This is a genomic window from Saprospiraceae bacterium, from assembly GCA_016709995.1.
Lineage (GTDB): Bacteria > Bacteroidota > Bacteroidia > Chitinophagales > Saprospiraceae > JADJLQ01.
In genome coordinates, this window is sequence record JADJLQ010000001.1 from 1633468 (window position 1) to 1649301 (window position 15834).

A 15834-nucleotide genomic window follows, 5' to 3' on the forward strand; every position below is an offset into this window, starting at 1 on the left:
TGCAAAAATTCACTCTAATGAAGCTATTAACCTACTGCGAGCCAGCGATTGCAGCAGTTTATTTTTGAAAACCATTCCATCCGGGTCCCCTGACGGCTCTGCCTGGTTTGGCATTGGTGTGTTGCCCCTCTTTGATGACCTGTACTCCATTGACCCAAACATGATGGACGCCGGTAGAATATTGATGTGGTTTTTCGAAAGTAGCATGATCTTCGATCGTGGCAGGATCGAAAATCACCAGGTCAGCTTTATATCCGACTTTAAGCAGACCTCTATCCTTAATTTTTAGATTTTCGCAGGGCAGAGCAGTGAGTTTGCGAATAGCTTCTTGCATCGGGATCACCTTTTCATCTCTGACATATTTACCCAACAATCGGGCAAATGAGCCATAAGTCCTTGGATGTACATTGTTTTCCAAAAACATACCCTCATTGGCAATAGAACCTGCGTCACTACAAAAACTGACATAAGGCAGCGCAATATTGCGTTTTACATTTTCTTCTGACATCATAAAATAAATGACCCCTACCCTGCTGCCATCTTCGATGACGAGGTCCAGGATGGTTTCCGCGGCAGATGTACCTCTTTCTTTAGAGATTTCCGAAATGGTCTTGCCGACATATTTTCTCAGATCTTTGTTGAAGTATTCTACCGTAAGCATATTTTCAGGTCCACAGAGTTTATAGAAATTTTCCCAACCGGCATTAGTCTGCGTCTCCATTTCATTGAGGATTCTTTTTCGTTGTTTCGGTTCTTTCAACCGCGCAGCCCAAGCTGGATAACCACCCTCTTGGCACCAGGTAGGCATAGCTGCATCAAGTCCTGTTGCTCCGGCAGTGTAATTATACATATCAGCGGTGATTTTGAGACCCGACTTTTGAGCACTGTCTATTTTTTGTTCCAATCGATCTTGATATCGCCAATTTTCTTTACCACTGATTTTAAGATGATATATTTCTGCCGGAATAGCAGCCTCACGAGCAATAGTGAACACCTCGTCCAGGGCTGACCAGATTTGATTGCCTTCAGATCGGATATGACTAATATACATTCCACCATACGCTGAAGCTGCCTTGGATAATTCGATCAACTCCTGAGTGTCTGCATAGGTGCCAGGAGCATAAATCAAAGCCGAAGCCACTCCCATAGCGCCTTCCTGCATAGCCTGTGTGACCAAACCTTTCATTCGAATCATTTCTTCAGGGGTAGCCAACCTATTTTGGTATCCTAACTCATGAATTCTGGGAGTAGCTGCACCAATAAATGATGCAAAATTGCAGGATACGCCTTTACTTTCCAGGAAGGTTAGGTATTCGCCCAAAGTAGTCCAACCTATCTCGTAAGGATGATCCCCCATATAAGACATCATTTCTTTGCGCATCGTTTCATTGATAGGGCCCATGCTGGTACCTTCGCCAAATACTTCTAAGGTCACGCCTTGCGATAAATCACTGATGGATCGCCCGTCATGGATGAGGGTCTCCGGTGCCCAACTAAGCATATTGACAAATCCGGGACTGATGATCATGCCCTGAGCATCCATATTGTCTGGGGATGTAACCCCGGCGTCTGGTCCAATATAGGTGATACTGTCCCCACTCCAGCCTACAGAGCCCATATACGGATCTCGCCCAGATCCATCATAAACCATCGCGTTATGTACCAGGTGATCTACCATGACCGGAGTTGGCTTACATCCTATCAAGGCTAAAACTAGATAAATGGCGAGTATTGATTTCATATGGCAAAGATTGATCTGCAATTTATGAAGAAAGTAAGTTAATCAGTTTTTGAAGATCCTCCAAGGTGTTATAAACATTTGGAGATACACGAATAGTATCACCTCTATAGGATACATATACTTTGTGTTCCATCAGGTTCTGCTTTAATTTTGGGGTGATATTCTGGGAAGGTTTAAGTCCAAAAAGATGATTGGCTCTATACGGCTGATCTTCTATCCATATACCTTGCTGCTCCAGGACAGACAATAATGGATCCACCAGGGAGGCGCAATAGGATTGTATATGATCGACACCCCAGGACAACAATTGTTCCGTGGCGGCTATCTGCATCGGCACATGTATAAACTGTGACTGCTCGCCCATACTATACCTCGATGCTCCAGGTTTATACTCATCTGTATAATCCAATAATTTTTCAAACACTTCACTTCCCTCTTTATTAATCCAATTTTCTTCAATAGGTTGGCCCTGGTCAAAAGCAGGGCCGTAATAAGCTAAGCCCATGGCATAAGGTCCCATCATAAACTTGTATGCAGCAGCTATCAAAGCATCCACCTGGAATATTTGTTGATCAAATGGGTAAGCTCCCATTGATTGGGTCGCATCCACTATCAACAGAGCCCCGACTTGTCTTGTTTTTTTTCTAACCGCTTCCAAATCAAATAAAGTGCCATCCGTCCAATGGACATGCTCCATACTGACTACTTTGGTCCTTTCATTGATTGCATCCAATAAATTGGCATTCCACTTTTTTCCACGATCCTGATTCTGGGCCGGAGGTGAAACTATATCTATATGAAGTTCTTTTTGATTAGCAATTTTTTTCCAGATATAATAATTACTGGGAAACTGCCGGTCCAGCAATACGATACGGTCGCCTTTTTTGAAATCAATGTTTTTTGCTGCGTTGGCTACGCCATAAGAGGCGGAGGGTATTATAGCTATTCGATCAGGGGTATCAATATTAAGCATTCGTGATACCAGCGACTTAAGTCTATCGACCTGATCAAAAAAAGCAGCAGGCGCTATCCGCCAGGGTTGCATTTTCTTTTTAAGATGGTCACAGCCTATCTCAGCTACCGACTTCAATAAAGGTGACATATAGGCTCCATTGAGATAAGTGATGCCTTCCTCGAACTCAAATTTATCTTTTTGACAAATCAGCATATTATGAAATTGAATTTTCCCAAAAATAGAAATTGGAATCCGCTATAAGTTGAAAGCCATTGGCTGGATATAAATGATTTCCGACATCATTGGTCTTTTCGGTTTCTAGCATGAGTCCTGCCTTGCCTTGTTCGGTGGCAAATTGTTTGCATTTATTTAAAAGTGCTTTACCCACAGATTTGTTTCTACACTCTGGCAAAACAAATAAATCATTGAGTAAGTAAAAAGATTTCATCCTCGTAGATGAAAACAAAGGATACAAAAGAGTAAAGCCAATCAAGTGACCGTCATCGAATGCACCAAACACAATCGCTTCATTCAGCGACAACCTCTCCCGTAAGAAAGCATCTGCAGCGGCTAAATCTGAAGGCTTTCTATAAAACTGCCTATAGCTATCAAACAATGGAACCAGATCATCTACATGGCTGAGATCGAGCCTTAATATTTTCATTCACAATAATACTCTAAATCAAAATAATACCAAGCAATTAGGGTCTACAAACACGTAGTATTATCGCGGCCTCCATGTAAAACACATATGGAAAATACACTTTTGGCACAGTTATTGAAAATTCAAAAATTCCCCCAAAAAGATAGCTTGTATAGTGTTGGCTACACTATGCTTTTCGCCAGCCCTGTGTTGAGTCTATATACAATTTAAAAAATCTCAGAAGTAAGATTTTTGCCTCTGAAAGAGAGACCTGAACAGGTGAAAATGCCTTTGTTCAGAATAAAATAAATATGGTTAAATATATCATAATCAGCGAGAAGATACTCTTTCCAGCTACTTGCTATTACTCATTCATTTTCAATAAGTTAAATTGATTATTTGTTAAAAAAATTAAAGAAAGAATAAAGCAGAGACCCCTTCCGTATTAACTCTACTTTAAGATTCTAAGAAAACCAAAACCTTCATCGATGCCTACATTTTCAAAGTCCAGATTTCTGACAATTATATTATCAATTATAGGCGTTACAATCCTCAGATCACAATCCATACCTATAGAAATCTTTAAAAGAGATCTTCAGCAAGAAGTCCAATGGAATACATTAAGGTCTAATCAGAAAATAAGAGTCATCCAATATGACCGATTATTATATACTAAACTAAAAGCTACTCAAGATGAAAGAGTCTCTATGATGATCCCTACGCCGGACGGAGACATCGTCTTAAATCTTGAAAAAAATAATTTTTTAGCCGCCGGTTTTAATATTAAAAATGATCGGAAAGAAACAGTCTCTTATGAGCCGGGACTATTCTATCAGGGAGAGATTGATGGACAACCGGGGAGTTTTGCAGCCATCAGTTTTTTTGATGATGAAGTAGTGGCCGTCATCAATACTATTGGAAATAAAAAATATGTGGTGGGGCAATCCAATGCTCTCAGAAGAGAGTCCTACCTAGTGTATGATGCAGCACAAGCAACAGCTCCATCCATAGATTGCATGAGTGAATCTCTGCCAGGATATATCGAAAAATCAAGCCATATCAATCTACCCAAACTAGAACAGCGTGCAGCTGATGGATGCGTCAATGTATATTTTGAATTGGGCAATAGCGTATACAATAATAAAGGTGGTACCATTGGAGCTGTCAATTATATCAACGGAGTATTCAATGTAGTGTCTGCTCTATATGTGAGAGAAGGCATCAATGTTAAGATCTCCGAGATATTTGTATGGACCAATGCTGAACCCTATAATGCCTCTGCCTCTACTGCATTGACCGACTTTGGTCGTGCAAAGCAATTAAATTTTAATGGCAATATCGCACAACTCGTAAGATTAAAATCCGCTGGAAGTCTATCAGGCATCGCCTGGCTGAGCACATTATGTTCTCCATATATAGCTTCTGTAGCAGCAGGACCATACAGTTATGCGGAGGTATTACCCAGCTATTCTAATTTACCTGCATACTCGTGGACTTCTGAGGTCATCACCCATGAAATAGGCCATAATTTAGGTTCACCCCATACCCATAGCTGTAATTGGCCCGGTGGCCCCATAGATAATTGTCATGCCCCAGAAGGCACCTGCAGCGCTGGCCCTACCCCAATTAACGGTGGCACTATCATGTCCTACTGTCATCTTACCAGCATAGGCATCAATTTCAATAATGGATTTGGCCCTCAACCAAAAGCCCTGATCTTAAATGCCATCAATAACGGATCTTGTGTCATAGCATGCAATACCGTAGCACCACCGGCTCCTATCTGCACTCCTCCTATAGGTCTTGGTGCAACCTACATTACTGTGTCGGGATCTAGCCTGAACTGGTCAGCTGTCAGCGGTGCGTCGTCTTATTCAATAAACTATAAAATAGCAACAAATACCTCATGGACTGTATTGACATCTTCCACTACAGCGCTGACCGTCAACTTAGCGGGCCTGATCCCAGGCACAACTTATCAATGGCAGGTTAAGGCAAATTGTGGTTCCACCAATTCAGCATACTCTGAATCTCAATTCACCACAGCTCTTGCAACACCAAATTGTACCTCAACACCTCCTACCGGATTAACAGTGACCAATGTGACCACCAGTAGCGCTACTGCGAACTGGACAGCAGTACCTGGAGCCGATAGTTATAGCATGCAATATAAAGTCCTTGGGACGACAGCCTGGATTACTGCATCTACCACTGTGACTTCACAGTCATTCAATATGGTAAGTCTTTCACAAAATACCACCTACCAATGGCAGATAGCCGCCAATTGTACAGGAGGCAATTCTGAATATACTTCAGGGCAATTTACCACGCTTACAGCCATCAATTGTACCAGCATTCCACCAACTGGTCTTTCCGTCACAAATATCAATACTTCAGGAGCTTCGTTGTCCTGGATATCGAATACCTATGCCACCAGTTACTCGGTTGACTATAAGTTGGCTTCCGCCACCAATTGGACTAACCATTTAAATAATACGACCGGTACTACGGCTGTACTATCCGGACTGCAAGCATCTACCGCTTACCACTGGAGAGTAAAATCAAACTGCTCTGTTGGCACTAGTGGCTATACCACATCAGATTTTGTGACCTTATCGCCAAGTACTTGTATTGCTCCAACCAATCTGAGTACTACTAATATTTCGCAGACATCGGCTCACTTATCCTGGACAGCAGTCGCCAGTGCCTTCAACTATACCATCGAGTTTAAAAAAGCTACTTCTGCCAGCTGGCTTGTATTGACCAACACCTCGGCTACAACAATAAATATGTCTGGTTTGGTAGCTGGTACAGTATATGATTGGAGAATAAGAACCAACTGCGCTTCCGGCGTCAGTGGATATACCCAAACTCAATTTAAAGCATCGGGCTCCACCGCTCCGCCTACACCTACAGTTTGTAATGTGCCAGCCAATTTGACTTCAACCAATATGAATGCCACCACGACTACTTTGAGTTGGTCTGGTAATGCCGAAGCTGTCAGTTACCAACTTGAATATAAGCTTACTACTGCAGCTATATGGACAACAATAACAGTAAGCAATAATATGTATCAATTGGACAAATTATCTACAAGTTCAATTTATGACTGGAGGGTAAAATCAAACTGCAGTGGAAACAGTTCTTCTTCCTTCGCCAATGCTCAATTTAATACCCTGGCCGCTGCTGATACATGTCCGGGATCAATGGACTTAAAAGAAAATGAGAGTTTTACTACCGCCCAGCCAATTTCAATGAATGAAGAAATCATGGGCAAAATCAGTCCTGCAGCGGACAATGATTTTTACAAATTCATGGTGACCGTAGGCGGTAATTTGACGATAGACCTGACCAATCTCCCTGCAGATTATGACTTACGGGTCTATTCGGGTTCAGGAGCCAGTATGGGTATATCGCAAAATTCAGATTTAAAGCCAGAGCAGGTCAATCTCTATTTGAGCCCCGGTGCCTATTATGCAAGAGTCTATGGCTGGAACAATTCTCACCATGACGATCGATGTTATTCTCTCCGGATCCAAACCAATACAGCCCAAATAGAATTTAATGCTATCCTGTCAGAAAAAACAGATTGGACTGTCAAACTTTCACCTAATCCTACAAGACAACAATTAACCATTGATCTAGTTGGCCTCACTACCAATGCTTCAATCTCCGTATTTGACCTCCAGGGAAAATTGCACAAAAAAACAAGTATCTCAGCAGGCAGCGGCTTTATGAATGTGGCTGATCTCCCGGCAGGCTTTTACATACTCAAAGCTGAAGCGGCAAACCAAAGTTATAAAGCCGTCAAGTTTTTAAAAATAAGCTGAGCCGCGAAAGAATTATTTTAATACTGGATACGATCAAGTCTGCTACTTCAAAAGTGCAGGCTTTTTTATTGATGGAATAGCTCGGTAATCACTTGGCCTATGCTGGCACTTGGAAGTGGTATATTTAATATTTGGCTTAAGGTTGGAGCTATATCAATGGGTGCGTATTGTTTATACGACTTACCAGGCTGGATATGGTATCCATACCACAACAGGGGCACGTGGGTGTCATATTTGTAAGGCGATCCGTGCGTGGTCCCCGTGGTAAAACTACTTTCAAACCATCCTGGTTGGGTGATGATCATGATATCACCGCTTCGGGGTGGATAGTAGCCTAAAAGGATCATGCCATACGTAGGATTGACAGGGGAGAGAAAAGGCACTTCATTGCGCTCAAAGGCATCGATCACACCATCAAAAGATTTTACAAAATTTTTAATACCCAATACAACAGCCGGGCGATCAAGCTTTTTGTTTTTTATCCGGTCTTCATTGAGATAAATCTGATTGTTGCTGAAGCCGTCTATAATGTAAGGACCAAATGCATCATCCAGGTAACCTTTTAAGGAATCGAGCATTTTGCTGCCTTTAAAATAATCTCCTGGGTAATGCTGATCTTTTAATAATTGAGGCACTTGGGCCACTGCATGATCAGCTGATAAAAACAACAGGTATTGATTGGGACCTACTACCTGGTCCAGTGAATCTAATAATCTGCTCAATTCGAGATCGAGTCTTAAATAAAGGTCCTCTACTTCTACCGATTGCAGTCCGAATAAATGTCCTGCATAATCCGGGCTAGAATAGCTGATCGCCAGGAAATCAGTGATTTTATCCAGACCCAGGCTTTCCCCCTTCAAAGCAGCCAATGCCATCTCAGTTATCAGCGAATTACCCAGCGGCGTGCTTAAAATCTGACTTGAATTCGGTTTAGAAGCATCAAATTCCCTGGGAAAAGTGGCCCTTTTATCACCTGCCAATCTGCCCTCATAATCATTCTCGTCACTGAGGCTTTCTGTATATTCATTCAAAGGTCGGAGCGTAGTCCATCCTCTTTTGAGTAAAGCTTCACACCATTTTTTATTGTTAAAATCAGCTACCCATCCCGGCAACTTAGACATATAAAAGGTGCTGGTCATAAAATTTAAAGTATTGGGATCAAACCAATATGCACCAGTCGGATGATGACCTGCCGGTATGATAGAGCCCCTGTCCTTCAGCGATAGTCCTACCACTTTGGCCCGATCGTAGGTGAATAATCTAAGTTCATCTGTAATGGTGGTTGCCAATAAATTGACCGGTGACATTTTGCCAGCGGCTTCTACCCCTCCGACGGCTTTTACAGTCGGGTCCTCCACGCAGTACATAGCTTTTCGACTGTAGCGCTGAAACCATTCATTGCCAATGATCCCATGAAATGCTGGTGTAGTACCTGTATAAATCGCGCTATGACCTGGGGCCGTATTGGTAGGCACATAGTTGTATTGGGTATTTTCACAGGAAAATCCTTGATTGACCAGGCGCTTAAAACCTCCATCACCGTATTTATCCCAATACCGATATATATAATCATGACGCATTTGATCTATAACGATACCTACTATGAGTTTAGGCCGTACCAGGGTGTCTAATGATTGACTGATGGATGAATAACCATACAACAATAAACACAGGCTAATTAACAGGATATTTATTTTTGACTTCATATGAAAATTTCAGTTAAAGAATATTTTATATTAATTGAAATAAAACATGGCCACTTTTAAGAAAGAAAGAATGAACTATTTTGAAAGTTATGAGCTATCAGATCAAAAATACTACTAACATCGGCATGTAACACCACAAAATACAACAGGTCAGATTAAATAATTGCAACTTACAAGGCAGCAATCTTAAACATTGCATCTTCTACTTCATAGATCAATTCGTTGTACCTGGACAGTCGTCTTGTGTCTTGATTTCTATGAAAAGGCAGGTCGACTTTTATATGCTCGACGATCCTGGAAGGAGCATATTTCATGAAATATATATCGTCACCCAGGTAAACTGCTTCACGAATATCATGAGTCACAAAAAGAATGGTAGAGCTAAATTTATTCCACAATTCAAGCAGAAGATCCTGCATTTGGATCCTGGTCTTTATATCCAAAGCTCCAAAGGGTTCATCCATCAATAAAATTTCAGCATTAGCCAATAAGCTGCGCGCTATTGCTACGCGTTGTAATTGTCCACCGGACAAGGTAGGATATTGTGCAAATTTATTCTCGTGCCCGGCCAGACCCACAAGTTCTATCATCGCCATAGCCTGATCTTTTCTTTCGTTTTCAGGCACCCCTTTAAATTCAAGACCAATTGCAACGTTTTCTAATACGGTCATCCATGGAAAGGACGAATATTGCTGAAAAACCATTCCAACGTGATCGGCTTCAGTCCTGGGCTTACCATGCAAATGAACTTCGCCCTGGGTAGGCTGTTGGAGTCCGGCGATATATCTAAGCAGGGTTGACTTGCCACATCCGGACATTCCCAAAAGTATCACCATCTGACCTTGTGCCGGCTTATCTTCTATCAATAAATTGAGATCCTTGATAATAAAATTTTTACCCCCATCATATGATTGGCTTATATTTTTAAGCTCAATCAGGTTAGGTAAGTCTGTATCCTGCACCTCAAACATATCTATTGGTTTGCTTTATTAATTTTGAAAAAACCAAGCACAAAAAAAAGTGTTCCTGCTGCACCTAAGATCCAAGCACCATATTTCATTATTCCTACAGCAGGAAACATACCAGCCAAAATGCCGATAATGATAGCTGCAACCCAGGCCATAAAGCCAATTGAGGCATCAGACAGACCATCAACACGGCTTTTATAATATTTGTGAGGATTGATGATTTTGTCAATTAATTGGAATAATTGGTCCTGAAAAAGCCCGACCAGGGTAATCACAATCAAGATAGCAAAAACCCGATCAGTCTGTCCAAGCCTGGCTTTCGTATAAATCAGTGCTCCGATCCCTGTCTCTTTATTTAAAAGTTCTGCTATAATGATATAGGTCCACGAAATAGCCGTCAGCACCCTGATATCGTCAATAAGGTGCGATAGGGAAGCAGGAATATATACTTTTTTGATCTGTTGCCAGGCAGTAGCCCCCATGGTATAGGAGGTTTGCAACATATTGTCTTCAACCTCCTTGATTCGTTGCATGACTACCGGTACAAGATAGACGATGATACCCACTGCCAGGAAAGCAATTTTCATAGAGTCGCCTAGACCAAACCATATAATAAATAAGCCGGTTAGAGCAGACAATGGCAAATATCTCATCGCATCGACTTGCCTGGCAAACATTACTTTAAAAACAGGGAATAGTGATAAAAACATACCAAAGGGCAAAGCAAGCAGTATAGCCCAAAAATATCCTTGGAGGTTGAGCCAACAAGAATGTAAAGTATTTCCCACCAGGTTGTCTTTTGTAAATAAAGCTTTGAAGGATAATAATGTTTGATCAGGCCTTGGTAGCAATGGATAGACTTTTTCATAACGTACTGCTGCAGCATCATCAGTCTTAGCGCCGGCGTCCCAAAGCTTTACTTTAGATTGATTGCTGGTTGAGTCTATAAGTTCCATCGTAGTATTGTCTTCACCAGGATAGATGGGTCTGTTTTTTGAAAAGATTTCTGCCAATACCCACCATAATAAAATGGTCAATACAAAACCTATAGCTGTCGCAATATATTTGGATGATCCTTCCAGATCACCTCTCAATTTAAACCAGTCTTTCATTTTGGATTATTCTCCGATCAATTCAAAATCGGTGCGTCTGTTTTTTGCTTTGCCGTCTTCAGTATCATTGGATCCTACAGGCTTGGAAGGTCCATTACCAACGACAACGAATCGATTACGATTCATACCATGTACTGCCACCAGGTAATCAACTACAGATTGTGCTCTTTTACGGGACAAAATTTGATTTGTCTGTGAAGAACCCACATTATCAGTATTGCCTTCGACACGAATACGTGAATTGGCAAAAGCTTTTGCTATATCTACCATCTCGCGATCAACTATAAATTTAGCATTCTCATCGAGTTCAAATTCACCGGATCTAAAATTGATAGATACTCGTTTAGTAGAAATAGCTTGTTGCACCTTGCCTGCTTCTTCGGATACTTTGGTAAAAGCTTTTTCAGTTTCGGCATCATTGTCCGGGCCGGTCAACACCGTATTGCGTATAGATAAGGGATCACTGATGATGCGCCAGTTCGGTACCTTGCCTTCGGCATAACCAAGTGATTTATAAATGCTGGTCATTCTTGAATATAGTTGTTCTCCGGTTACTCCTTTATAAGTGGGATTGAGTCCAAAAAAATTGACATTATCTCCATGGGTGACCAGTCTGACATTATTAATCGCAGCGAGTGCATCGTCTTCAGTAAAGCCACTAAAGTTTTCTGCAAGTATTTTGGCCGCTTTTCGTTTGTTGGATTCATTGGCATTGATCTCAGCAGCACCTTTCATCCAACCTTCGTACAATTTTCTAAGTTTATCCCTATTCGCATCAGCCCAGCTTCTTTTTGCAATGAAAGCATCAGCGATAATATTAGATGCCGATTTGGTGCTTTGTAATATTTTTGATCCTGCCACAGACTTAAGACAAGCCTGATCATCCGGACTCCAAACTACGGCTGCGTCCACTTGTCCACTTTTAAATACCTGGGCAGCATCAATGGCTGAGGCTTGTTTGATGATATCTACATCGGTTGCTTTGAGATTGGCAGCTTCTAACATCCACAATAAAAAAGAATGAGAAGGCGTCATCTCAGCTACTGCAACTTTTTTCCCTTTCAGGTCATTGACTGTATTGATTCCTCTTCGGGCTACTATAGCATCTCCCCCTCTGGACCAATCAGACTGGAATACAACTACCGGGTCAAAATCAGCCAATCCTCCAATCTCCGTAGGCAAAGCGTCAATGGTACACCATAAAAGATTGACCTCATCATTTTTCCATGCTTCGCGGGATACAGGCACATCATCCAGAATTTTAAAATCAACCGGAAAACCATATTCCTGCACAAATCTCGAACGCGAATTGGCCTTAAATCCTTCGTTAAAATATTGGCCACCTGCATATCCTCCCCAGGTGACTACTCCGACCTTGATGGCATCTTTAAATGCTCCGGTGCTATTGGAACTTCCGCTAGGCACGGAAGATGTGCCTGGTGTGCTGGTGGAAGTTTGCTGAGCCTGATCTTTGATCTTCGAGCCAAGATTGGTTTTATTCAAAAGGAAGTATCCTGCCGCAGCGATCAATCCTAATATGAGAATTGTGATTAAAAATCTTGAAAAACCTGTAAGTCGGGTCGCCATATGTATAGTTTAAATTTATTATAAGTTCGAAGTTACATAAAAAATGAAAGGATTTCTTGCTCCATTTTGAATATCAAGAACAATGATCTAATCTTCAAAAAAGCCGTCATATTGATTTTTGTGTAATCCAACCTTCTCAGGTCGAGACAGAGGAGCATTCAGGTCCAGGATATCCGTATCATCGTTGGCTTTGGATATCAGGTTAGCTTTTTCACTTCCCAATAGTTTGGAAACCCCTTCACCCTCCCATTTTTCTAACATTTTAAGCCCTTCCTCTTCAAAGACTCCGTTTTGAAGGTCAATACTTTTCATAAAATTATCTGACAACTCCATGAATCGCTCCATTTCACCCACTTTCTGACTCACATCATCTGCTACCGCTTCGAGCGCCTGGTCAAACATAGCACGCTTGTCCTTGTCACCTTTGATCACGCTCATAGCTGATCGCATGGCCGAGTTGCTCGATCTGATTGCGATTCTTTCCTGCTCTTTCACCTCTACCTGGTCAGCTATGTCCTCCTGCATAATCTGTGAATTCTCATACATCTTAGTCAATACCCGGTACAAAACCTCCATTTTTTTATAGAGATCATCATATTTCATATTAGATTCCTGAAGACGACCGGCTTTCCTTGATTTGAGGATGACTACATTCTGCTGGTTAGACATTTTCGCTTGAGAAGCTATTTCAAGGTTGTTTTTGATTTCTTTCTGGTTATTGAGGATGAGTTCTTTGAGTTTATGCATTTGACCTCTCAGCCGATTAATTTGCTGATTCATTTTAGTTAGGTTAGCTTTCAAGTCATCTACATAACTTTTGAGGATACCAATCGGATCGATTTTGACAAATAAACCTGTGATGGAGCGCATCACACTTTTATACATATAGCCGACCAGATTGCGCATTTTAGGGTCGAGCGCCATATAGATAATCGCTCCCAAAACTAATAAGGTAACCGCCAATCCCAGTGCGGTCTGCACTAAAACCACCAGGGCCGGCAAAACTGAAAACAATAAAAATCCTCCACCAAGCACGATACCAGCTAAAAAGATAGCCCCAGTCACCCCTTCAGGTCTTTTCCAGAAAGATTTTGGTTTATAATCTGTGTTGTCCATGTCTTTGATTAAATATTCTGTTTTTATTTCAAATATTGATTCATTTTCTCAATGTCGTCTGATATTTTACCTGCGATGGACTTCATAGCAGTCTCAAATTCATTTTTGGTATGCTCCAGTTTGCCTGCCATATTAGCTGCATCTTGTTTTTTATCTTCAAGTATTTTATTAAGCTTTTCTACTTGTGATTGTAATTGAATGATCATCTCCTGTTTTTTCTGAATTTCACTAGCGATCTGAGTCAATTCGTTTTTACGATCTTCTACTACTTTAGTTCGCTGATTCTGCTCAGCTATTGAAAATTTTTTGCCTTCATCATTTAATAATCCGAGGTAGAATTTTGCACTATCGACCAAAGTAGCCGGTGACACCCCCATGGCCTGGGCTGCAGCGTAGGCGCTTTTGTATTTCGTCATTTCGTCCATATTCAACTTTGACAGGTTGATCAGTGATTGTCGAAATTCAAAGTAATCAAAGCCTTGTTGATTATTTTTCTCAATTGCTTGTGCCAGGATATTTAGAAACCGATTTTCACTGGAACTTTCCGGGATATTGTTAGGGGCGGGAATGGTCAGATCAATCTCACTCATCGGTGGATTAGTATCACCTTTCGTATCTCCTGAAGAAGTTGAAGAAGCTTTAGGTGCAGACGAATCTTCGACAACAAAAATGGACTTGATTTTTTTTAACATGAAACTAAAATGGAAATTATTTAATATTCAGGACACAAAAATACAAATTATCCTTAGGTAAAGTCGTGAAGATTTTAACGAATTTTGACCCTCAATTTTGAGTGATTTGATCTGAATTTTATGAACATTGGTAGAAAATGGAGTTCAACACCCAGGGATATAAGTTTTTTTATTTTAAAGAAGAGTAAGTCAATCCGGGAAAAATCATTGAATTTTGCACTAAATGCGTACTATAAAAAATCTAGGAGTTGACTCTGAAATAGGTACTTTACAAAAAGTCATTCTCCACTATCCTGATGCCGGCATCTTAAGAGTATCACCAAAAAAATCTGCGGATCTGCTGTTTGATGATATCGTATACTTGCCGGCTATGCAGGCAGAGCATAAAGTTTTCGCAGATATCTTAAGAAAACTGATTGGGAAAGAAAATGTTTTGGAAACGCAAATATTGCTTCAGGAATCTCTGGGAGTAAATGAACTACACCGTGAAAAATTAATTCAAAGCCTGGTAGATTATGAGGAATTACCCAAATCTATTGGCGCCAACCTGGGTGCTAAATCTGATCAAGATTTGGCGGAAAGTCTGATCACCGGGTATGATGCATCAGACGAAAGGGTTTTATTTGATCCGATCCCCAATTTTTTGTTTACACGTGACATTTGTGTTGCCCTAAACGAGCATTTTCTTATTACCAAGGCTGCTAAGCAGGCACGTACAAGAGAAAATTACCTGACCCGTTTTATACTGTACAATCATCCGCTCTTTTCAATTCCCAGGCAAAGCGGTAAAATCATAGATCTGAGTGTCCTGGACACTTTCCCTCCTTCTAAAAAAGGCGAACCCGTATCCATGGAGGGAGGTGATGTCATGATATTAAACAAAGACTATGTGTTGATCGGTATCAGTGAAAGAACCAATCTGCATGCTTTTCATTCTTTAAAATCCTATCTGTTTGACCACGAAGTCGTATCCAATGTGGTGATGTTCAACATCCCGTCAGACAGGTCATTTATGCATATTGACACCATCATCACGCAGATAGATGTTCATCGGTTTGTAGGCTATAAACCCATCATTCAGGACGGATTCAGCTCCTATGTGGAAGTGCATAGACATACCGGAGAAACCCAGTACTATGTTACCCTCAAAGAATTTTTATGGAATGAGATCAGCACAGAGATAGAAATTGTCTGGGCCGGCGGCGGGGAGACTCCTTCCCAGGAGCGCGAGCAATGGACTGATGGCTGCAATTTATTAGCTGTAGCTCCTGGTGTAGCCATCACCTATGACCGCAATCCCGTGACAGCATCGGCCTTACAACAGGTAGGCTACCATATCTTGCCAGCCAGGGAATTTTTAGATTATTCTACGGCTGAAGCTGATAATCTAAAGCAGACCATCATCACCATACCCAGTGCAGAGCTATCCAGAGCCCGCGGAGGACCGCATTGTTTGTCCTGTCCTATTCAAAGAGCATCCTGAT

At 41.3% G+C, this 15834-nt stretch carries 11 protein-coding genes; 2 read left to right on the plus strand and 9 right to left on the minus strand.

All coding sequences use genetic code 11. The features are described from left to right. Positions 1–58 precede the first annotated feature (58 nt). From IPJ09_06870 to IPJ09_06880, 3 genes are read right to left on the minus strand one after another with little or no spacing between them, the layout of a single operon-like run. A complete protein-coding gene (locus IPJ09_06870; protein ID MBK7371151.1) occupies positions 59–1741 on the minus strand; it encodes a D-aminoacylase in 1683 nt (560 codons plus the stop codon). Positions 1742–1763: 22 nt separating this feature from the next. Next, positions 1764–2909, minus strand: coding sequence for an aminotransferase class V-fold PLP-dependent enzyme (locus IPJ09_06875; GenBank protein MBK7371152.1), 1146 nt, complete (start codon positions 2907–2909; stop codon positions 1764–1766). Between the two features lies 1 nt (position 2910). After that, complete coding sequence (locus IPJ09_06880) at positions 2911–3360, minus strand: GNAT family N-acetyltransferase (protein ID MBK7371153.1); 450 nt, start codon at positions 3358–3360, stop codon at positions 2911–2913. 467 nt (positions 3361–3827) lie between these two features. Between IPJ09_06880 and IPJ09_06885 the strand changes: the two genes are divergently transcribed. Continuing rightward, positions 3828–7169: a fibronectin type III domain-containing protein gene (locus IPJ09_06885; protein MBK7371154.1), complete on the plus strand. Its 3342-nt coding sequence runs from the start codon at positions 3828–3830 to the stop codon at positions 7167–7169. A gap of 65 nt (positions 7170–7234) precedes the next feature. On the opposite strand, the gene IPJ09_06890 is transcribed toward IPJ09_06885, so the two are convergent. From IPJ09_06890 to IPJ09_06915, 6 genes are all read right to left on the minus strand, one after another. Continuing rightward, complete coding sequence (locus IPJ09_06890; GenBank protein MBK7371155.1) at positions 7235–8875, minus strand: alkaline phosphatase family protein; 1641 nt, start codon at positions 8873–8875, stop codon at positions 7235–7237. 170 nt (positions 8876–9045) lie between these two features. Further along, complete coding sequence (locus IPJ09_06895; protein MBK7371156.1) at positions 9046–9846, minus strand: ABC transporter ATP-binding protein; 801 nt, start codon at positions 9844–9846, stop codon at positions 9046–9048. Between the two features lie 2 nt (positions 9847–9848). Next, positions 9849–10955: an ABC transporter permease subunit gene (locus IPJ09_06900; GenBank protein ID MBK7371157.1), complete on the minus strand. Its 1107-nt coding sequence runs from the start codon at positions 10953–10955 to the stop codon at positions 9849–9851. A gap of 6 nt (positions 10956–10961) precedes the next feature. Then, positions 10962–12542 carry an OmpA family protein gene (locus IPJ09_06905; GenBank protein ID MBK7371158.1) on the minus strand — a complete coding sequence of 527 codons (1581 nt, stop codon included), beginning with the start codon at positions 12540–12542 and terminating at the stop codon, positions 10962–10964. Between the two features lie 87 nt (positions 12543–12629). After that, positions 12630–13658, minus strand: a complete 1029-nt coding sequence (locus tag IPJ09_06910) for a hypothetical protein (protein ID MBK7371159.1) — start codon at positions 13656–13658, stop codon at positions 12630–12632. 23 nt (positions 13659–13681) lie between these two features. Further along, positions 13682–14350, minus strand: coding sequence for a hypothetical protein (locus tag IPJ09_06915; protein MBK7371160.1), 669 nt, complete (start codon positions 14348–14350; stop codon positions 13682–13684). Positions 14351–14573: 223 nt separating this feature from the next. Between IPJ09_06915 and IPJ09_06920 the strand changes: the two genes are divergently transcribed. Next, a complete protein-coding gene (locus IPJ09_06920; GenBank protein MBK7371161.1) occupies positions 14574–15833 on the plus strand; it encodes an arginine deiminase in 1260 nt (419 codons plus the stop codon). Position 15834 lies beyond the last annotated feature (1 nt).

Excerpts from the sequence above, each read along its gene's own strand:
- IPJ09_06870 (MBK7371151.1), bottom strand. The coding sequence starts at position 1,741 with ATGAAATCAATACTCGCCATTTATCTAGTTTTAGCCTTGATAGGATGT.
- IPJ09_06875 (MBK7371152.1), bottom strand. The coding sequence starts at position 2,909 with ATGCTGATTTGTCAAAAAGATAAATTTGAGTTCGAGGAAGGCATCACT.
- IPJ09_06880 (MBK7371153.1), bottom strand. The coding sequence starts at position 3,360 with ATGAAAATATTAAGGCTCGATCTCAGCCATGTAGATGATCTGGTTCCA.
- IPJ09_06885 (MBK7371154.1), top strand. The coding sequence starts at position 3,828 with ATGCCTACATTTTCAAAGTCCAGATTTCTGACAATTATATTATCAATT.
- IPJ09_06890 (MBK7371155.1), bottom strand. The coding sequence starts at position 8,875 with ATGAAGTCAAAAATAAATATCCTGTTAATTAGCCTGTGTTTATTGTTG.
- IPJ09_06895 (MBK7371156.1), bottom strand. The coding sequence starts at position 9,846 with ATGTTTGAGGTGCAGGATACAGACTTACCTAACCTGATTGAGCTTAAA.
- IPJ09_06900 (MBK7371157.1), bottom strand. The coding sequence starts at position 10,955 with ATGAAAGACTGGTTTAAATTGAGAGGTGATCTGGAAGGATCATCCAAA.
- IPJ09_06905 (MBK7371158.1), bottom strand. The coding sequence starts at position 12,542 with ATGGCGACCCGACTTACAGGTTTTTCAAGATTTTTAATCACAATTCTC.
- IPJ09_06910 (MBK7371159.1), bottom strand. The coding sequence starts at position 13,658 with ATGGACAACACAGATTATAAACCAAAATCTTTCTGGAAAAGACCTGAA.
- IPJ09_06915 (MBK7371160.1), bottom strand. The coding sequence starts at position 14,350 with ATGTTAAAAAAAATCAAGTCCATTTTTGTTGTCGAAGATTCGTCTGCA.
- IPJ09_06920 (MBK7371161.1), top strand. The coding sequence starts at position 14,574 with ATGCGTACTATAAAAAATCTAGGAGTTGACTCTGAAATAGGTACTTTA.